This window comes from Paenibacillus agricola, assembly GCF_011440305.1.
Classification (GTDB): domain Bacteria; phylum Bacillota; class Bacilli; order Paenibacillales; family NBRC-103111; genus Paenibacillus_S; species Paenibacillus_S agricola.
The window spans coordinates 291567-312290 of record NZ_JAAOIW010000003.1; the positions used below are offsets into that span (position 1 = coordinate 291567).

Annotated in this window: 19 protein-coding genes; 3 read left to right on the forward strand and 16 right to left on the reverse strand. The window is 45.7% G+C overall.

The window, feature by feature from the left end; all coding sequences use genetic code 11:
* The first annotated feature begins 158 nt into the window (after positions 1-158).
* A complete protein-coding gene (locus G9U52_RS09310; protein ID WP_166148676.1) occupies positions 159-1193 on the forward strand; it encodes a metallophosphoesterase family protein in 1035 nt (344 codons plus the stop codon).
* Between the two features lie 176 nt (positions 1194-1369).
* On the opposite strand, the gene G9U52_RS09315 is transcribed toward G9U52_RS09310, so the two are convergent.
* From G9U52_RS09315 to alaS, 9 genes are all read right to left on the reverse strand, one after another.
* Entirely contained in the window at positions 1370-3376 is a 2007-nt protein-coding gene (locus tag G9U52_RS09315; protein WP_166149462.1) for a methyl-accepting chemotaxis protein, read from the reverse strand.
* Positions 3377-3817: 441 nt separating this feature from the next.
* Positions 3818-5101: a peptidase U32 family protein gene (locus G9U52_RS09320; protein WP_166148677.1), complete on the reverse strand. Its 1284-nt coding sequence runs from the start codon at positions 5099-5101 to the stop codon at positions 3818-3820.
* Between the two features lie 23 nt (positions 5102-5124).
* Complete coding sequence (locus tag G9U52_RS09325; RefSeq protein WP_166149464.1) at positions 5125-6057, reverse strand: peptidase U32 family protein; 933 nt, start codon at positions 6055-6057, stop codon at positions 5125-5127.
* A gap of 22 nt (positions 6058-6079) precedes the next feature.
* A complete protein-coding gene (gene mltG / locus G9U52_RS09330; RefSeq protein ID WP_311764835.1) occupies positions 6080-7162 on the reverse strand; it encodes an endolytic transglycosylase MltG in 1083 nt (360 codons plus the stop codon).
* A gap of 81 nt (positions 7163-7243) precedes the next feature.
* Entirely contained in the window at positions 7244-7552 is a 309-nt protein-coding gene (locus G9U52_RS09335) for a DUF1292 domain-containing protein (RefSeq protein ID WP_166148678.1), read from the reverse strand.
* A gap of 60 nt (positions 7553-7612) precedes the next feature.
* Positions 7613-7918: a DUF1292 domain-containing protein gene (locus G9U52_RS09340; RefSeq protein ID WP_166148679.1), complete on the reverse strand. Its 306-nt coding sequence runs from the start codon at positions 7916-7918 to the stop codon at positions 7613-7615.
* Between the two features lie 5 nt (positions 7919-7923).
* A complete protein-coding gene (gene ruvX, locus G9U52_RS09345; RefSeq protein WP_166148681.1) occupies positions 7924-8343 on the reverse strand; it encodes a Holliday junction resolvase RuvX in 420 nt (139 codons plus the stop codon).
* A 56-nt stretch (positions 8344-8399) separates the two neighbouring features.
* Entirely contained in the window at positions 8400-8663 is a 264-nt protein-coding gene (locus G9U52_RS09350) for an IreB family regulatory phosphoprotein (RefSeq protein WP_028549809.1), read from the reverse strand.
* Positions 8664-8767: 104 nt separating this feature from the next.
* A complete protein-coding gene (gene alaS / locus G9U52_RS09355; RefSeq protein ID WP_166148684.1) occupies positions 8768-11404 on the reverse strand; it encodes an alanine--tRNA ligase in 2637 nt (878 codons plus the stop codon).
* A gap of 164 nt (positions 11405-11568) precedes the next feature.
* Between alaS and G9U52_RS09360 the strand changes: the two genes are divergently transcribed.
* Positions 11569-11841 carry a hypothetical protein gene (locus tag G9U52_RS09360; protein ID WP_207952873.1) on the forward strand — a complete coding sequence of 91 codons (273 nt, stop codon included), beginning with the start codon at positions 11569-11571 and terminating at the stop codon, positions 11839-11841.
* 610 nt (positions 11842-12451) lie between these two features.
* Here G9U52_RS09360 and G9U52_RS09365 read toward each other — a convergent pair.
* The 5 genes from G9U52_RS09365 to cymR all read right to left on the reverse strand — a co-directional run bounded on the left by G9U52_RS09365 (position 12452) and on the right by cymR (position 16135).
* On the reverse strand, positions 12452-13522 hold the full coding sequence (locus tag G9U52_RS09365; RefSeq protein WP_166148688.1) for an AI-2E family transporter: 1071 nt from the start codon (positions 13520-13522) through the stop codon (positions 12452-12454).
* Positions 13523-13711: 189 nt separating this feature from the next.
* A complete protein-coding gene (locus G9U52_RS39860; protein ID WP_166148690.1) occupies positions 13712-13909 on the reverse strand; it encodes a YrzR-like zinc ribbon domain in 198 nt (65 codons plus the stop codon).
* An 11-nt stretch (positions 13910-13920) separates the two neighbouring features.
* A complete protein-coding gene (locus G9U52_RS09375) occupies positions 13921-14445 on the reverse strand; it encodes a PRC-barrel domain-containing protein (protein ID WP_166148692.1) in 525 nt (174 codons plus the stop codon).
* Positions 14446-14544: 99 nt separating this feature from the next.
* Positions 14545-15693, reverse strand: coding sequence for a cysteine desulfurase family protein (locus tag G9U52_RS09380; protein ID WP_311764848.1), 1149 nt, complete (start codon positions 15691-15693; stop codon positions 14545-14547).
* A gap of 22 nt (positions 15694-15715) precedes the next feature.
* Positions 15716-16135, reverse strand: a complete 420-nt coding sequence (gene cymR / locus G9U52_RS09385) for a cysteine metabolism transcriptional regulator CymR (RefSeq protein ID WP_166148696.1) — start codon at positions 16133-16135, stop codon at positions 15716-15718.
* A 170-nt stretch (positions 16136-16305) separates the two neighbouring features.
* Between cymR and mnmA the strand changes: the two genes are divergently transcribed.
* Complete coding sequence (mnmA, locus tag G9U52_RS09390) at positions 16306-17397, forward strand: tRNA 2-thiouridine(34) synthase MnmA (RefSeq protein WP_166148698.1); 1092 nt, start codon at positions 16306-16308, stop codon at positions 17395-17397.
* A gap of 118 nt (positions 17398-17515) precedes the next feature.
* On the opposite strand, the gene G9U52_RS09395 is transcribed toward mnmA, so the two are convergent.
* Together G9U52_RS09395 and G9U52_RS09400 are read right to left on the reverse strand one after the other, a co-directional pair.
* Positions 17516-18811, reverse strand: coding sequence for a hemolysin family protein (locus G9U52_RS09395; protein WP_166148700.1), 1296 nt, complete (start codon positions 18809-18811; stop codon positions 17516-17518).
* Between the two features lie 399 nt (positions 18812-19210).
* On the reverse strand, positions 19211-20536 hold the full coding sequence (locus G9U52_RS09400; protein ID WP_166148702.1) for a replication-associated recombination protein A: 1326 nt from the start codon (positions 20534-20536) through the stop codon (positions 19211-19213).
* Positions 20537-20724: the final 188 nt, after the last annotated feature.

A 20724-nucleotide genomic window follows, 5' to 3' on the forward strand; every position in this document is an offset into this window, starting at 1 on the left:
GAAGCTATACATAAGTTTAGCTTTGGTTAAACAGTAGCTTGATTGAGATCACCCTGCAGGATAGCTATAATAGAGGAGAATATGAATTTTTGATTAATTCTAAGCTGACCTGTCAAGATACATAACGAACAGGCACTATATGATTGGGTGATGCTACGATGTTAACACGCAGAAATTTCGTCAAAAGATTATTGCTTTCCATGGGGCTTATCTCTACTGGAGTAGCAGGCTCCTTACCCTTTCTTCGCCGCTTTGCAGTTCAAGCAGAGACTGTGTTGCCAGCTACCCCCTCCATATTCATTGAAGAAACGTCCAATGAGCCTCTCGCTGCCTTCTTTTTGTTAAGTGATTTGCACATTACGGTAGATGCTACTTCGATGTCTGATAAATTGCATTTGGCGCTCCAGGACATTACGAACTGGAACCGTAAGCTGGATGGGATTATTCTGGGAGGAGACTTAACCGACTTCGGAAGATTGAACGACTATTTGTTGCTGAAAAAGATCTTAAACCAATATGAGCTTCCCCAGATTTATGGGAATATGGGCAATCATGACTATTACGATATTTGGTTAACGGATGACGGTGGATTCTCAACCGAAACCGTGCCTAATGGCAAGACGGATGCGATGTCCCGCCAACGGTTCCAGAACTTCTTGGCTTATGGCGACCTACCTTATATCGATGCTTGGATTAATGACGTCCATCTCATTATGGTCTCTCAGGATGCTTATGTAGAGGAACGTCCTGAGGTGGGAGAGGGTGCCTGGTATTCGGACGAGCAGTTGAAATGGCTGCAGGAAATTATGAAAGCCCATGGAGACGGAAAACCTTCGTTGGTGTTCATCCACCAGCCGTTGCCTAGTCCCGGCAGCGACGGGCGATCACACCAGCTTATTCGCGCCAATGAATTCAGGGAAATCCTGAAGCCATACAAAAATGTATTTGTGCTCTCAGGGCACACCCATCGCAGCTTCGGCACCGAGAACCATTACAATGAGGAGAACAGCTTTCATTGGTTCAATAACGCCTCTGTAGGGCGTACAAGAAGCTTGGTTCCCGGATTGACCTCTGAATCGGCGCAGGGCATGTATATTGAAGTATATGCTCACCAGGTCGTTATACGGGGACGTGAGTTTACTAATCGTACTTGGATCGACAATGCTACTTGGATGGTTCCGCTGCTTAAATAATATCGCTATTACTTAACCATTTTACTTACTTCACGGAAACATAAAAAAGCCTACGGCTAATCCACTTCGAGTGGTCAACCGTAGGCTTTTTCAGTTAATACCTGTAACGCCTTTCATGCAGTCTTTACAGCATAGGCTATACATCTAAGGTTATACATCTAGGTTATACATCTAGGTTATACATCAAATTTAGAAAGTGAATCATGCAAGGAATTGGATAATTGCTCAAGCTTGTCTGACAAACGAACCAAACCAGAGCTGATATTTAATTGCTCCGAGCTCAGTGATGCAACCTCCTGTGAAGTAGCTGAGGATTCTTCGGCAACGGCGCTTACATTGGCCATCGCATCATTAAGCACTAGCTGTGAAGCATCCAATTGGCTTATGGATTCTGTTACCTCGGACAATTGTCCAATAAAACCACCCATATGGTTCTGTACTTCTTTAAAAATTAAATCGGCTTCCTTAACCGACAAGATCTGCTCTTGGAAAATCGGATAGGCGTTGGATAAGGCTTTAACCGTCTCATCAATTTCTTTCTGGATCGTTTCGGTAATTTGTCCTACAATCGCAATCGATTGGCGGGATTGGTCGGCGAGCTTACGAATTTCATCGGCAACCACCATAAAGCCTTTACCGGCTGCACCTGCACGAGCCGCTTCAATCGTCGCATTCAGCGACAAAATATTCGTTTGTTTAGAAACATTGCTTAATACTTCGAGAATTTTCCGGATAGAACGTGTACTTTCCTTCAAATTATCGACTTTCTCAACCATATTGCGTGTCATCGCTTCGGTTGCATTCGTTTTTTGGATCAGCTCCGACATGTAAAGAATCCCTTGCTCACTGGATTTCTGTACATCGGTGGCCGCTGTTCCCATTACCACGTTGGAATTAACTACTGCTTTCATCTGCATTCCAATGCTGTGGGTCAGTTCGTTACCACGTTCTGATTCCATAGCAAGGCTGGAAGCCCCGCCTGCAATCTCCTCCGTTGCCACGGCAATCTCCTTGGCAGAGGTAGCCGTCTTCTTCGAAACATCGGATAGCTCCGTAGCGGTTTCCAGAACTTCTTGCGCCGATTGGTTCGTTTGTTGAACCAGCAGCGTAATTTTCTCCATCATTTGGTTGAAGCTCTGCCCCAATTGGCCAATTTCATCTTGGGATGAAACCTGCATCCGGACAGTCAGGTTGCCCTGCTCCCCTTCCTTCATCAAATTACGCAGCATGATAATCGGCCGCCCAATCATTCTAACGATGATAATACCAATTGCAATTGCAATGATCGTGGCAATACCTGCCATAATCCAAGTGACATTCGAGATTGCTTTGGCATCCTTAACAAGCTCAGCTATTGGCATAGCGCCTAATAAGAACCAGCCTGTTTTAGCCGATTTATAGTAAACCAGTTGCAGGTCTTTTTTTAAATTCATCGTGCTCCGCTGCTCATCCGCCAGAAGCTCTGGTGTTACATCAATCGTTGTCGGGTTTCCAATGGTTGCCCGATCTTCAGCATACGTGACCTTCATATCCGGGGAAAGGATAAGTGTTTGGCCTCCATCACCCATTTGAATATCAGCCAATTCCTTGCCGATCGTATCTAAATTGATTTCCATCAGCAGTATAGCTTGCGTGCTGTTGGTTGAAGTATTTTTTAATACACGTCCAAGTGCAAATGTAGCTACATAGCTGCCGGAGGAGGTATCAACAAACCCACCCGTTTTAGTATCTAGCCAAACAGCACGCCCGTTGTTCTCCTCAATCTTTTTAAACCAGTCCTCTTGGGCAAATGTTTCTTTGCTGGTTGATCCCCCCGCAGAGCTAAGGGGCTCGCCCGTTGGCCGAAATAAATGTACAGCCTTGATCGTTTTATTCGAATATGAGAATACATTTAGCTTATCGCCCAATTTTTGGCGTAGCTGCAAAAAGTCATAGCTGCCTTTGTTAACGCTATCCATATCTAGGAGCATTTTCTTCATATCTTCATCCAATAAAATTTGCATGGATAAATCCTCATAAACGGTATACATAATATCCAGCTTTTGTCCTGCCTGAATAATCGTTTGTTCGGAAGCATCAGCAACCTTTTCCTGAATAATGCCTTTGGAAATGCTGTAGGACGTAAAACCAACCGTCAGAACAAAAAATAAAATACTGACAAGAAAAATCAAAAATAATTTCATACCGACTGATTTGACAGGATTTTCTATCCGAAGTCCTTTTGTAGGATGATTGGAATTTTGCGGAGCTCCTTTACTGGTTTCTTTGCTTTTGGTTGTCCACTCTTTGAATAATTTGCCGATCGATGCTGTCCATTCGCTCAATGTAGACAGTATTCCTTTCACAGGAACCACCACCCTAATCTCATATAGTTTCTTTAAACAAAAGTAACACTACAATAACTTAATGATTTGTAATTCGACACTTTCCTTCAATTTCCTTTTTCTAAATCGCTTACATGGGAAACAAAATAGTTCAAATGTTTCATTTTGTTTAAATTCTTATGTATACTTCGATGTTTTTCGACCATCTGGATCATATTACTTTTTTCAAACTATGTCTATGGGTCTATTGACCCTCGACAAAAAAAAGCCTCCTTAGGCAGAGGCTTTTAGCAAGTGCAATTATGCCTTTTTCATTCGTTTGCGCATCATATCCATCGGTCTTACCGGTTGTTCCAGCTTCATTTGGATCGATTGAAGAGGATGCCTGGCTGCATCTAAGGGCTGCCCGTCCTGGTCATGTAGCAAAGGTACGAGCTGCTTGAAAAAGGTACCCTGGGGACCAAAAAACTCAATTTCCTGGCCAGGCTTGAAATGGTTACGCTGCTGAACGGTAGCTATACCCGTCACTTCATCATAAGCGGTGACGACACCTACAAAGTCATAAGGGGCTGCTTTCTCCTCTGGCTCGAAAATATGGTCTTCATGGTCTGGATGCTCATAGAAAAAACCCGAATTCAGCGGCCGGTTTGCAGCCTTTTGTATTTCGTAAGCCCACTCCGGCTTCATTTCGTAATGCTCAGGGTCTGCAAAGTAAGCATCAATGGCTTGACGATAAGCATTAACTACCGTAGCAACATAATGGACACTTTTCATGCGACCTTCAATTTTGAAGCTATCTGCGCCTGAGCGGATCAGCTCCGGTACATGCTCAATCATCGATAAATCCTTAGAGCCCATGGAAAACGCATCATCATTTTCTTGGAATAAAGGCAATTCCTTGATACCTATTTGTTGCTGATCCTGCTCGGTTGTAAACAAGTCGTATTTCCACCGGCAGGACTGTGAACAGCCGCCACGGTTCGAATCGCGATCCGTGAAATGGTTGGAGAGCACACACCGCCCGGAATAAGAGCTGCACATCGCGCCATGGACGAATATCTCAATTTCGACCTTCACATTTTTCTTGATATCCTCAATCTCCTGCATGCTGACTTCCCGGGCCAGCACAACACGCTCCACGCCTTCTTCCATCCAAAATTGAATGGCTTGCCAGTTCATGGTCGATTGCTGCGTGCTTAAATGGATTTCAAGCTTGGGTGCAACGCGCTTACAGGTTTCAATAATAACTGGGTCTGCCACGATAATGGCCGCTACCCCTGCATCTTGAATACCGCGCAAATAATCCTCTAATCCGGCGATATCCTCATTGTGGGCATATATATTCGTTGCCACGAAAACTTTGGCACCATAACGCTCGGCAAATTCAACACCTTCGCGCATTTCATCAAAGGTGAAGTTGCCTGCACTCGACCTCAGCCCATATTGCTGGCCACCGATGTAAACGGCATCTGCGCCATAATGCACAGCGAATTTCAACTTTTCCAAACTGCCTGCGGGAGCCAACAGCTCTGGTTTTTCTAAACGAATTCGCTTGCCAAGAAGCTGCTGCTGTAACATAGTCATCCTTACCACTCCTTTTTCTTAAATTAATATACTTGCTCTTTATAAAAGAATCCAAAACTCAGCTCACGTCTAGGGTCCTGTAGCTCACGAATGGCATCAAGCCATTGCTCTTGAAATTGGTATTGCTCGGGATCCTCACAATAGGCGTCAATCACTTGACGGTAGCTGCTCACTGCCGCTTCGTTATATTCAACCGACTTTAACAGCCCTTCAATCTTGAGGCTATCGATTTGGCCTTCGATCAATTCATGCAGGTTTTCGAGCATACAGATATCATCCGAGCTCATAATATGGGTTCCATTCTCATCCTCATATAACGGAAACCTTTCGTCTTGGCGCTCTTGCTCGATCAGAAACAGACCGTTATCGAGCCCCTTGCCTCTATCATCACCACGCCCTTGGTGATCCTCATAGTTCGTTACCAGGCTGCGCTTGGAATGGTATATATTCGTAATACCATGCACTTGCACTTGAACCTGCATCGAAGGAAGGTTTGCCTTAATCTCAAGGGTCTCATCCATGTTCAATTCTCTTGCTAAAACGACTCTGTTCGCTCCCTTGCTGCCCCAGTAGCTGGCAGTTACATAGTTAGTCGAGGTCATCTCAGCATTCCAATGCAGCGGCAAGCCCGGGGCTGCTTGACGGACTGCAATAAGTACTGCAGGATCCCCGAATACAAGCGCATCTGCTTGCAATTCCTGTACACGCTGCAAATAGGCAGGCAACAAAGGGATGCTTTCGTTATCCATAATATTATTGGCAACTACATAAACCTTAGCTCCACGCTCGTGGCACCAAGGAATGAGCTCGCTTAATCCATCCAAGTTAATTTCACCGGGGAGCCTCATACCGAAACGGTGCTCACCTACCGATACCGCATCTGCGCCAGCTTCAACATAACGCCGTGCTTCTTCAACGGATCCAGCTGCTATATAAAGCTCGGGTTTATTCATTATACATTCACCTCTTGATAGAAATTCATTTAGCTAGGGCACTCTCATTTTTCTTGCTGAGTGATATATTATTTTGGTGCTGAGCATAGGTTTCGGCAAAATAATGCGCTTTGGTACCATCTTTTTTGGTTACATAATACAAATAGGGGCTTTCAACTGGAAATATCGCCGCTTTAATCGAAGCAAGGCTTGGGCTTGCTATGGGACCGGGCGGAAGTCCTTTATGGTTATAAGTATTATAAGGGCTATCTACCTGCAAATCCTTTTCAAATAGGCGGTCCTTCGGCTTATCAAACAGGTATTGGACGGTGGCATCGATTTGCAGCATCATATTGATTTTTAGACGATTTTGAATAATGCCGCTAATTAATGGACGTTCCTCGTCAAGGATTGCTTCTCTTTCAATCAAAGAAGCAACAGTTAGCATCTGATGAAGGTTTTGGCCTCTCTCCAGCATCTTTTGCTGCCAATCCTCAGGCAAAGAAGCGAGCTTTTTATCCAGCTCCAGCATCATATTATCGAGCATATCCTCTACCTTGATATCCTTATTCCATTCATAGGTTTCAGGAAATAAATAGCCCTCCAGCCTGTTTCTTAGCTGTGGTTGCTCTGGAACCTCTGCGAATATACGAGCTTTGAAGCCCTCGCGCTGCTCAGCAGCCTGCAGAAATACATTCGCATCCATACCAAATTGCTGGCTCACCTTCTCGGCGATTTGCCTGACCGTATAACCCTCAGGCACCGTCAGTTTAATGCCTTGCTCTTTAATAATTAAACCGTTATTTAAGGTATCAATGATGGCTTCTAACGGTATACCTGGTGCCATTTCATAAGAACCTGCCTGAAACCTGCTGCCTTGTTGCTTATATTTCAAATAATAGGTAAAAACCTGTGCATTATGAATTAAGCCTTCCCGTTCCAGTAGCTCCGCAATCTTAGACGGCGAGGTACCGGGTGCAATCACTAAGGTTTTAGGAGAAGAAGCAGGCATAGGCTTCATAGCTTGCTTTACATACAAGCCCAAACCCGTGACGATGGCCAGAATAATAAGAATTAATAAAATGACTAAAGTCCAAACCGTTTTTTTCACTTTACTCGTAGCTGTCACATGCTCTCCCTTCTGCTAGATACGCATAAACAACGAAAAGAGCGGATTGTCTCCGCCCATTCCGTTTTCCATCAATGCTGTTTACAACGTACTATCTTCAGAAAATACCATCTCGTCATAAAGCTCCGAAACGTTTTCCCATTCGTCATCATCTATGGTTTCCAATTCGAGCTCTCCGCCAGCACTTGTCGTAATCCGAAAAATTTCCGGCTCTTCCGCTTTGGGCTGATCCAGTATAACTACCGCATATCCTTGGTCACCTAACTGAAACTCGGTAATCAGCTTATAAACAACGGATTGTTCTTGCTCATCATACAAAATAATATCATCTCCGTATGCGCTGCGCAACTGATTCATTAATTTGACATCTTTTAATGTATACAAACACATGCCTCCTGACGCCAACTAAGCAATAACCAAAATCAAAATTGACGAGCATTTTTAGCTTTTCTAATTGGAGTCATCTTCCTCTTCTTCATCCATTAAGGTATTGAAGGTTTCCTCGACAATATTCCATTCTTCTTCGTTATCAATCGTGTACAGCTGCAGATCGTCGCCGTCTTCTTCATAACGGAAAGCGTAAACCTCATCGGATTCCTCATCCGCATCGACTGGCACAACCATCATGTACTTTTTGTCGGAACCGTCTACCTCGAATTTCATGATAACTTCGAATTCCTCATCGTTGCCTTCATCATCCGGAATATAAATAATTTCCGGCTCTTCTTCTTCTTGAAACTGCTCCTCGTTGGTCATGCTAATCACCTCTTCGTTTTGGAATCCATATAGTTTTGCAAAATGAGCGCAGCTGCCATCTTATCGATGACTTTCTTTCTTTTCTTCCTGCTAACATCAGCATCAATTAACATACGTTGCGCGGCAACGGTTGTCAACCTTTCATCCCATAAATGAACGGGAATTTCAAACATTTCTTTTAAGGATTCAGCAAAAACGATGCACATTTCGGCTCGTGGGCCTATGGTGTTATTCATGTTTTTCGGTAAGCCGACAACGATTTCATGGACCTTGTATTGCTCTATAACTTCACGGAGCCTTGCCGAATCCTTCTCGAGGGTCGATCTTCGGATTACCTCAAGCCCTTGCGCTGTCCAGCCCAATTCATCGCTAAGCGCAATGCCTATCGTCTTGTCTCCGTAGTCCAAACCCATTAGTCGTTCCATCAGTCACTAGCTCCTTGGCGGCTGTAGAGCTTGAGATACAAGCTCTACACGGTGTCTTATGATTTATGCTGCTGCAAATAAGATCGAACTAGCTCTTCAATAAGCTCGTCACGTTCTCTTTTGCGAATAATACTCCGGGCGTTGTTATGGCGGGGAATATAAGCAGGGTCGCCGGATAATAAGTAGCCTACAATCTGATTGATCGGATTATAGCCTTTTTCCTGCAACGCATCATATACCGCCAGCATGACTTCCTTGGGTGATGTTTCGATTTCTTCCGCTTTTACATTGAATTTCATCGTTTTATCCATCGAACTCATCCCTACACCCCCTAGAAACATAATGATGAATATTTAGCTTACAAAACACGTTACCTTCTTAGATATTCGCTATTTGTCGAAAAATTCCTCTTGACAGCACAAATTTATTTTTTTAATTTATTTTGATTTTCAACAAATTGCCCTACTTGTCCTAACGCCTCCGACAATCGGGAAGCATCCTTACCGCCTGCCTGCGCCATATCCGGACGCCCGCCTCCGCTGCCGCCAATGATCGCTGCTGTTTCTTTAATCAGCTTACCAGCATGGTAGCCTTGTGCAATGAGATCAGGAGTCACGGCTGCTACAAGATTTACCTTGTCATCCGAAATGGCTCCCAACACAATAATGGCAGAGCTCAGCTTCGCTTTCATTTGATCGACTATGCTGCGCAAGGTTTCCATATCCCCTGCACTCACTTGGGCTGCAAGTACCGGTATGCCATCAATGGTCTTCAGTTGGTCGGATAAAGAGCCAGCTTCAATATTTCCAAGCTTCGCCTTCATCGATTCATTCTCACGTGAAAGCTCTTTAACTTGGGCAAATACAGCTTCAATCCGTTTAGGCACATCCTGAATATTGGATTTCAGCAAGCCTGCAGCATCACGTAACACTTGTAGCTGCTGATCCATATATACATAGGCATTACGGCCTGTCACGGCTTCAATCCGCCTGACGCCTGAGCCAATCCCGGATTCGCTGACGATTTTGAACAAGCCGATTTGGCTTGTATTCCCTACGTGGCAGCCGCCGCATAGCTCCAGGCTATAATTGCCAACCTTGACTACGCGAACCTCATCGCCATATTTTTCACCAAATAGCGCCATCGCTCCCATAGCTTTGGCCTCGGCGATCGGTTTAACGGAAATCGAAAGCGGTGTGCTTTTCCAAATTTGTTGGTTAACTCGCTGTTCAACATCATGGAGCTCCTCAGCCGTAATGCTGCCGAAATGCGAGAAGTCAAAACGTAGCCTTTCAGGAGCTACCGATGAGCCTGCCTGATTCACATGGTCGCCCAGCACTTCTTTTAATGCTTTATGAAGTAAATGCGTCGCTGTATGATTTTTAATAATATCTTCTCGCATCTCCACACTGACGGAAGCCTGGACGGTATCCCCTTTACGTAGTACACCCGATTCTACATGTACCGTATGAACATGCTGCCCGTGTGGCGCCTTGCTTACATCAACCACCTTTAAACGCGTATCTCCCGATGCCATATAGCCGTGGTCGCTCACTTGTCCGCCGCTTTCTGCATAAAAAGGTGTAACATCCAGCACGACCTGGCAAGTTTCGCCCAAGCCTACCAAATCTACAAATTGGTTCTCGTAAACGACGGCAATTACCTTAGCAGTTGTTACCAATTCAGTATAACCAACAAACTCACTTTTAACCGTCAACTCGCCAAGCGGACCTCCTTGCACCTTCATGCTCTCAGAATCCTGGCGGGCAGCCCTTGCCCGAGTCCTTTGCTCCTGCATCGAAGTGTCGAAGCCAGCACGGTCTACCGTTAATCCTTGCTCAGATGCAAAGTCCTCCGTCAAGTCAAATGGAAACCCATAGGTGTCATATAGCTTAAAGGCATCAGCGCCACTAATCTCGGACCTGCCTGCGGCACGAGCCTTATCCGTTAACTCGGCAAGAATCGCCAAGCCGTCCGACAAGGTTTCATGGAATCGCTCCTCTTCGGTACGGATGACCTTCTCAATAAACTCGCGTTTATCGACAACCTCCGGATAGTATACACCCATAATGTCGCCAACGATAGGTGTAAGCGTATGAAGGAACGGTTTGTCCAGGCCAATAACCTTGCCATAACGTACCGCACGGCGCAGCAAACGGCGAATCACGTAGCCTCTGCCGTCATTGGTAGGCACCACCCCATCCCCCACAGAAAACGCCACAGTGCGGATATGGTCGGCTATCACCTTAAGCGCTACATCGGTTTCATTATTCACATGGTACTGGACACCGGCAATCTTGCAGGTTTGCTCAATAATCGGCATAAACAGGTCGGTATCAAAATTGGAATCGGCATTTTGCAGAACGGAAGCAAGACGCTCCAAGCCTGCGCCTGTATCAATATTTTTATTAGGAAGTGGCGTGTAGCTGCCGTCCTTGTTATGGTTAAACTGCGAAAACACAAGATTCCACACTTCAAGAAAACGCTCGTTTTCGCCGCCGGGCCAGCACTCAGGATCACTCAAGTCTCCATAAGCATCGCCGCGGTCATAAAAGATTTCCGTACAAGGTCCACAAGGGCCCTCACCGATATCCCAAAAGTTTTCCTCCAGCTTGTAGATCCGTTCTTCTGGAAGCCCGACTTTTTTGTTCCAAAATTCAAATGCCTCTGTATCCTCGGGAAACACAGTGACCGAAAGCCTCTCCGGGTCAAATCCGATCCATTCAGGACTCGTCAAAAATTCCCAAGCCCATGTAATGGCCTCTTCTTTAAAATAATCTCCAATTGAAAAATTGCCCAGCATTTCAAAAAAGGTATGGTGGCGGCGTGTTTTACCAACATTTTCGATATCGTTGGTGCGAATACACTTCTGTGAATTGGCAATCCGCGGATTGTCTGGAACGACACGACCGTCAAAATACGCCTTGAGTGGTGCCATCCCCGCATTGATCCACAATAGCGATGGATCGTTGTGCGGGACTAGCGGAGAACTGGGTTCGATCTTGTGTCCTTTGCTTTCAAAAAATGCGAGCCATTTGGAACGGATTTCACTGGCTTTCATAAGTACACCTCCGGTGGATTTTTTACCCTCCCAAACCCTCCCTATAGGGAGGGCTCCAAAGGACTTTGCCCTCTGGACTCCCTGGTGGGTGTGAGAACTGTGTTGTTCTCGGGGCGCTTAAACGTCCCTATGGGACACGCTTGACTGATGTGTGTTGCCCGTGGATGGTCAACGTGCTTCTTGGAGCGCTTTCGTCCCTGCGGGACACGCTTGGACTTCTGTGCGTGTGCGGCGGCGCCGCTCGGGCAGAGCAACCTGCGTTTAGCGGCACATTGCTCCTGCGGAGCTCGCTGGTGCGTGCGCGGCGCACGGCAGGCTCGCTGATCAGAAACCGGATCAGCCAAGCTCTTACTTCTATATCCCCTGTGGGAGATGTAGTAGCTGTTCCCGGCATATGGAGGGAAAGCAGTTCATCCGCAGGAATGCATTGCAGCTAAAGGCTCCCGAAGGGGCAAGGGGTTGCGCTCGAGAGTTTACGTGCCGCCTTTGAAAATGGGATATTACATCAAGTTTAATCACAATATCCCATTTTCAAGAGCGGCCGCAGGCATACCCCTTGCCCCGCAGGGGCTTCCTTTTTGCAGCCTTACCTTACATTTGCCTTGCCTTGCTTTGGTTTGAACCTACCCTCCAGGAAGCGGCAAACTCCTCCATCTCCCACAAAAACACCTAAAAAACAGAAAATCGCCCCTGCTAACAGGGACGAATTGATCGCGGTACCACCCTGGTTACTGTACAGCTGCGTTATTTAGAACGCAATTCACCTGTACAATCTCCTTCACACAAGACTTATAACGAGTCCATCCGGCGGAGTTCATCCGCACTCCGAAATGAGCTTTCAGCCATCCTTCATTCATAAGGTTCTCTCAGCTAGACCGGCTTGTTAAGCGCAGACTAAAACCTTTTCTCTGGGAAATGGACTATGGCATACTTGATTTCATCAACGTTTTTCAGTTATAGATTTATTGCAATTATAAACGTTCAACGAAAGCCATGTCAACCAGCGCATAACACGCTTCTACGCTACAATTTTGCTAAGCCTTTCCTTCATGTTGTCCTGCGGTGGACGTAGTACTGAAAGAGATGCTGCAAAATTACTTTCATAACAGCAAAAACGGGGACTGCCAGAATTAAACCAAGCACGCCTGCAAGCTCTCCTCCTACCAACAAAGCAAAAATAATTAGCAAAGGATGCAATTTTAGCGAACGCCCCACGACCTGGGGCGAAATAACGTTGCCTTCAAGAATTTGGCAAACGGTATTGACAAGAACAACCATCAGCACCATTTTCATTGATACCGTAGACGCCATAACAATAGCAGGTGCCGCACCAAAAAAAGGACCTAAATAAGGGATTATGTTAAAAACAGCCACCAGCCCTGCAAGCAAGAGTGCATAAGGCATCCCAATCAGCCAATAACCCAGGTACGCCAACAGCCCAATAATGACACATACCAGAAATTGCCCCCGGATATAATGACCCAAAGCTGTATCGATATCCACGAGCAGTGTAATGACTTGCTTCCGTTTAGCCTTGGGGACAGTCGCTAGCACTGTTTTTTCAATCAGTTGAAAATCCTTCAGCATGTAAAAAGCCAGGAAAGGGATGATAAACGCGACAAAAATCATATTAATTGTGCTCCCAATCCCATCGATATATTGGGATATGGCCAAGGAGATGCCAGCTTCCAGCTTGGATAAAGATTGGTTGATGCCCATCCGAATGCTGTCTGGCACAAATTGCAGGCTATTCATCGTATCTACTACGCCTTGGGCTTTCATCGCCAGCCCCGGGATGTGCTCATTAAACTCATTTAATTGGCGCACAAACATCGGAATCAGGTTCATTAATATAACAGTGGTCGATAAAATAAACACAGCGTAAATCAGCAGCACGGCTACTGTTCTAGGTACTTTACGGGAACCTAATAGCGAGACGACGGGATTGAGCACATAGGAAATGCTCATCGCGATAATAAAAGGGGCTAGTATCTCTACAAGAAAGTGGTAAACACCCATCCAAATGGGACGAATGTGTAGGAGCACAAGCAAAATCAACATACCCAACAGCACATATACCATAGTCGAAAATAAACGGCTTTTATAAAATTGGCCCAAGCGGGTCACCCACCTTTATTCCTTAACCCCATACTGGCTATAACCGGGATCGTGATTCTCTAAAGTATATGTACAACCTGTCTTCTTAATCCTCTTGAGAACACAAAAAATCGCATCCGCTCCAGCCGCTCGGATTAACAAGGCGGTTAGAACAAATGCGATAAGTAGAACAACTGATCGGGCAGCCTATCAGTTAACATGAATGTGCGGCACTTCCTCTTCAAAAAATAAATCATCTAGAGAGCTTAAGGTACCATCTTCCTCTACTTGGTATACGGACATTTTCTCTCCATTTACGGAAAGCTCAATAAAGCATCCCCAGCAATAAAATTGGTGGGAGCCAATTTTTCCGATATCCTTTGAATTGCAGTTTGGACAACGCAACATTTTTAATCACCCTATTCTTCATTGGATTTGGCCATTTCAGCCAAAGATTCATTACAATGCACGGGGACGATAATTGCATCCTCACCCATCGTTACTGAGTCCGGCAAGGGCAGCCATTTACGCCCTTCTTTTAAATCTGAAATAAAGCCTTCCGTGAGCTCATACCCTACTACATTTTTACCCATTTGTGTGTCCAGATAAACATCATCAACGATTCCTAAGCTCTGGCCGTTTGTGGTCATAATGGGCATGCCTTTCACTTTGCGGTTGCCATTAACAAATGAGGTATAAGCCAAATACGTATCATTAAAGCTGGAAATAGCCTCCTCATTATTTACCGTTATAGCATCATTGCCTAAAGCTACAACATCCCTCCACAAAATGCAGATGCCTTCGGAAAACCAATGCCTGCTCTCCAGCAAGACAACCTCAACCTGCCAACCATCACCGAACAGGATATCTTTCACTTTGCCTAATTGCTTGCCGGTTTGTAAGCTTATCACAGGTAGACCTATCACATCACGAACCCTTTTCAATAGGTACCACCTCCAGAAAAAAGCTGTGAATTGACATTTGTTTTAAAATTGAATACCAGCCATTTACCCACCATGGGATTGCTCCTTGATGTTGGCTTACTATCTTTTACGTATTCGATTTACAATGGTTACAATTTTATCTGTACAAGCCATAACTTCCTGCAAGCTACTCCCTGCACCAAAGCTGAATCGTATCGCAGATGACATCACCTTTTCGGGCAGGTGCATGGCCTGAAGCACATGAGAGATCTCAATCGACCCTGAGCTACAAGCCGAGCCACTCGCAGCAGCAACACCCTCCAAGTCCAAGCTCATTAACATCGTTTCCGTGGACACGCCTGGAAAACTTATATTCAGAATATGCGGAAGCCTCTCCGTGGGGTGACCGTTAATAATGAACTGCTCTGGCCCCAATTGCTTCTCGAGTGCTGTTATCATCTCTATACGTAGTTTTTCCATCTTTTGTTGCATTTCATACCTATGGCTGCAAAAAATTTGTAAAGCTTTGGCAAAGCCTGCAATTCCGGGCACATTTTCGGTTCCAGCACGATGTTGCTTTTCTTGGTTTCCACCATGCAAAATCGGTTCTAAGAGAATCTGCTTCCCCATATAGAGTGCGCCCATTCCTTTGGGTCCTTGGATCTTATGCGCAGAAAAACTCATTAGATCAACTGGCAATGTACTTAGATCAGAAGTTAACGAGCCTAATGCCTGCACAGCATCCACATGAAAACAAATACCATGGCTGCGTGCCAAGCTCCCGATCTGGATAATCGGCTGTAGCGTGCCAACCTCGTTATTACCGTACATCACACTAATAAGAATCGTATCTGGTCGAATAGCTTGCTCTAACTGATCCATATGGATTTGCCCAGTAGGATCTACGGGTAAATAAGTAACCTCGTAGCCCTTAGTCTCCAAATGCTGGCAAGTATCTAGGACCGCGTGATGCTCCGTTTGCACCGTAATGATATGTTTACCCTTGGAAGCCCTAGCAGCAGCTATTCCGAGTATAGCCATATTGTTACTTTCTGTACCTCCACTCGTAAAAACAAGCTGCGTGGGTACGCAGCCTAGTAAAGAAGCCATCGATTCTCTTGAACGTTGAACAATAGAACGCGCTTCTCTACCTGCGCTGTGCGTGCTGGAGGCATTACCATAACTTTGTGTGTAAATAGGAAGCATAACTTCTAGAACTTCTGGATGAAGTGGGGTTGTTGCAGCATGGTCGAAATAGATAGTCATAATCGCTCCGTTATCTTAAACTAAATTAAATGTAAAACATATAACTGTCATCTAAACCTTCACCTTTAAAGCTGATCAAATCCTTTAATGTCGTGGAATCCAATACATCCGCGATACTATCACGAATACGTACCCACAGATCACGTTTGGCTGGATCATCCTCTTCAGTAAAATCGACTGGACTGATCGGACCTTCAAGCACACGAATCACATCACCTGCAGTGATCTCCTCTGCAAGCTTCGATAAAATATAGCCGCCATAAGCTCCTCGAACGCTTTTTACTAATCCTGCGTTACGCAAGGGAGCTACCAATTGCTCCAAATAATGCTCAGAAAGCTGATGCTTTTCAGCGATACTTTTTAAAGAGGTCGGCCCTTCTCCGTACTTAGTTGCCAATTCCATCATAATCGTTAAACCATATCGGCCTTTGGTAGAAATCTTCAATCGAGCACCTCTTTTGCTATTCATTACAAATGTATATTGTTTATATGTTATCATAAATCCTTGTATTTGGGGAGAAAAACCGTGACATAATGATGAAATATTTTATTATTTGATGTAATCAAGGTATAATAAAAGGTATATGTGATTCAGCAAGGAGAGGTCAAAACGCAATGAATAAGCAAACAAGGGTAGTGCTAGGGATGTCGGGTGGTGTTGATTCCTCGGTTTCAGCGCTTTTATTGAAGGAGCAAGGTTATGAAGTTATAGGCGTATTTATGAAAAACTGGGATGATACCGACGAATGGGGCCACTGTACCGCTGAAGAGGATGCTGAAGATGTGCGCCGAGTATGTGACCAAATAGGTATCCCTTATTATACCGTAAATTTCGAAAAGCCATACATGGACAAGGTTTTTCAATATTTTTTGGATGAATATCGCAAGGGGCGGACACCTAACCCTGATGTGATGTGCAACCGCGAAATCAAATTCGGGGAGTTTCTGAACAAGGCGCTTGAGCTTGGTGCTGATTATATTGCAACTGGCCATTATGCCCAAGTCGACCATATTGACGGAATCCACCGTTTGCGGCGCGGCGTTGATGCGAACAAAGACCAAACCTATTTTTTAAATGCGCTCAACCAATATCAGCTGTCCAAAGCCATGTTTCCAATTGGCCATTTGCCGAAGCCGGAGGTTCGGGCTATTGCCGAACGCGCCGGTCTGGCCACGGCGAAGAAAAAGGATAGCACAGGCGTATGTTTCATTGGCGAACGTGATTTTAAAGAGTTTCTTAGCGGCTACCTGCCAGCTAATCCGGGAGAAATGCAAACCATGGAGGGCGAGGTTAAAGGGCGCCATGATGGGCTCATGTACTATACGCTTGGCCAACGACAAGGCCTTGGCATTGGTGGAGGCTCCGGCAGCGGCGAGCCATGGTTCGTATCTGGCAAGAAGCTCGACAGCAACGTGCTGGTTGTCGTTCAAGGAGAGCAGCATCCAAGCCTCTACTCCCTTGGGCTGCGAGCTACTGATTTGAATTGGATTAGCGGCGATTTACCAGAGCAGCCTTATCGCTGCACAGCCAAGTTCCGCTATCGCCAGCCTGACCAAGGGGTCAGCGTTACTTTTAACGCAAGTGAAGGAACCTGTGAGGTTACGTTCGACAAACCCCAAAAGGCGGTCACACCCGGACAATCTGTCGTATTTTATGATGGTGAGGTTTGTTTGGGCGGAGGCATCATTGATCAAATCATCCGTTAAGGATGGAAAACACCAAAAAGCGGATACCCGGTACAGCCCCTTCTTAGTCAGAAGGTAGGTCTGTATGGGTATCCGCTTTTTTCAATACTTACAATATGGACAAGCCAATCGGGAGCTTTTAAACGCTCATCGGTAGAGAAACCTCTTGTTCCTCTTCCTCACTTCGTTTAATGACCAGAATCCGCGAAATTCGCAAATGGTCAGTCTCATCAATAACAAATTCAAATTCATCATTGTAATCGATACGCTGGTTTCTCTTTGGAGGCATTTCTACCTGCGCATAAATCCAGCCGCCAATGGTATCATAATCATCAGATTCAATTTCGATTCCAAAGTAGCTGTTCACTTCTTCAATCAGCATGCGCCCATCAATGGAGTGGGTCGATTCGTCACGCTTTTCGATTTGCGGCCGTTCTTCATCAAATTCATCTTGGACCTCGCCCACGATTTCTTCAATAATATCTTCAAAAGTTACCAAGCCTGATGTACCGCCGTACTCATCAATCAGAAGAGCCATTTGCGTTTTTCTTTTTTGCATCAGCTTTAACAACGCGCTAATTTGCATCGATTCCGGTACCTTGGTGATCGGGCGTATGATTTTTTTGATATTGCCTATTCCACGGTCTGACTTTAGCAAGTCTTTGATATGCACAAAACCGATTGTATTATCCTTATCGGGATCACAGACGGGATAACGGGTGTGCATCTCGGTTACAGCAATTTGCCGATTCTCTTCGTATGACAGGTTTGCATATAAACAAACCATCTCCGTACGAGGGATCATGATTTCCCGAGCATTGGTTTCCGAAAAATCAAAAATATTGTCCATCAATGTTAGTTCCGCATTATTAATGAGGCCACTCTTGTTGCTTTCTTTCATCAAACCGCGAATTTCTTGCTCCGTATGCGCCGATTCATGCTCATCTGTTGGTTCCACACCAGATTTGCGCAGCATCCAATTGGAGCTGCCGTTCAAAAACCAAATAAAAGGATACATGACTTTGTAAAACACAATGAGTGGCATTGCCACAATCATAGTAATCTTCTCTGGCATCCGAATGGCGTATGTTTTGGGAAATTGCTCGCCGAGCGTAATATGGAAGGCCGTAATGAGAGAAAACGCGATAATGAAGGAGATCGTGTGTTGGATGGTCTCTGGTATGTGTAGCGGCTGTAGAACCGGTTGAAGCAGTTTAGCTACCGCGGGTTCACCAATCCAGCCCAGCGCCAACGACGCCAGTGTAATGCCCAATTGGCAAGCCGATAAGTACCCGTTGAGGTTTCTCATGATGATTTGCGCAAACTTGGCATTGCGGTTGCCTTCCTTAGCCAGCACATCAAGTCGGCTGACACGGACTTTAACCATTGCAAACTCTGCTGCCACAAAAAAGCCATTTAAGAATACCAACAACATAACCAAACAAAAACTCCAAAGTATCGGTAACGGGTCACTACTCAATTAATTTCCTATTCTCCTCAAGTTGAGATGAATAGGTACACCTCCCCTAAATTCTCAATTTTTCAAGCGTTGGTTAACTACTTTTTCAAGCATTTAATTCTATGATGTGAAGCATTATAAACCCTATATTTAATAAATTCGCAAAACTTTCATTTGTGTGCGGGCAAGAGTGGCACTGGTTAAACGTAAGTTAGCAACTTTTGTACACCTATATTAAATTATATATGATTAAAATATACAGTCAAACTTCAAGCTATGCTTAAAAATTAACCTATTCGATAAAAAAGCATGAATGGCTAGGTTTTATACTGAGAAAAAGCCTGAAATAGGCTTAAAATGAACCTGCCTGACCTATTATCGCGATTTTCGCTGTTTTTGCCCATTTCGTCGCTCTTGATTTTGCCTTATTTTATCTTCCATGCCCTGTTCAGTCGCTTCATAGAAAATTTGCTCCTGCAGCTTTTCCGGTAAATACTGCTGGTCTACATAGTGCCCAGGGAAGTTATGCGGATATTGATAACCAACATGCCCAAGCTTCTCCGATCCCTTGTAGTGGGCATCGCGTAAATGTAAGGGAACCTCGGCGGCACCGAGCCGATCGAACGCATTCATGATCTTGGCAATGGTTGTCGGAATCGCATTCGACTTGGGGCTTTCTACTGCAAAAAGGATCGCTTGCGCAATCACATATTTCGACTCGGGCCAGCCGATCTTGTGGTAAGCGTCCATTGCAGTCACCGACTGCACCATCGCCTGCGGGTTGGCGAGGCCGATATCCTCGCTGCAAGCGACGATAAGGCGCCGCAGAAAGGTCATGGGATCCATGCCAAGCTTCTCAACGGCATAAAGGAACCAGAACAGCGCCGCGTCACTGGAGCCGCGGACGCTCTTGTGAAATGCCGAGAGGACGTCGTACTGCGTCGACTCGTCGGCTTTGACGGTGGGTCGCCGGATGGACTCCTCGGCGACCTCCAGCGTAATGTGCACCACCCCGCTGGCGTCCGGCGGGGTGGTCAGCGCAGCGAGCTCTAGCGCATTCAGCGCGCGGCGGATATCTCCGCCAGCCATGCGCGCAATGTGCGCGAGCGCGTCTTCTGCCGCTGCAAGCGGCAGCGAGCCGAGCCCGCGCTCGGGGTCGGCAAGGGCGCGGCGCAACGCGATGAGCGAATGCTCGTGCGTCAGCGCCTGCAGCTCAAAGAGCGTGGAGCGCGATAGCAGAGCCCCGTTCACATGGTGGAACGGGTTCTCTGTTGTCGCACCGATCAACACGATGATGCCCTGCTCTACAGCTGGCAGGAGGGCATCCTGCCGTGAAGTGTTGAAGCGATGGACCTCATCGAGAAAAAGGATCGTTTTGCGACCGTAAAGCGCTTTGTTGTTTTTGGCCTGCTCGATGACATCGCGTACATCCTTAACCGTTGCGTCGACCGCATTTAACTTAATAAATGTGCCTTTGGTAGCATGGGAGATAATGTTGGCTAATGTCGTTTTTCCTGTACCTGGTGGTCCATACAGCAATAGCGAAGACACTTGGTCGGCTTCAATTGCTCGCCGCAGTAGCTTTCCTGGGCCTACAATCTGCTCTTGCCCAATATATTCATTTAAAGTAACCGGACGCATCCGGTCTGCTAATAGCTTGCCTTTCGGGTTTTGCTCTTCTGCTAATGTGAATAAATCCATGGTTTGTCACAATCCTTCGTAGAATTTACCCTCCCAAGCCCTCCCTATAGGGAGGGCTCCGAGGGGCGCTGCCCGCTGGACTCCCTCTCTGTTAGCATGGATGCGTGTCCTTGTGGCGCTTTCGTCCCATCGGGACACGCTTGGCTTTGGGTTCGATGGGTTCTTCAGGCATGCGCTATAATGACAAA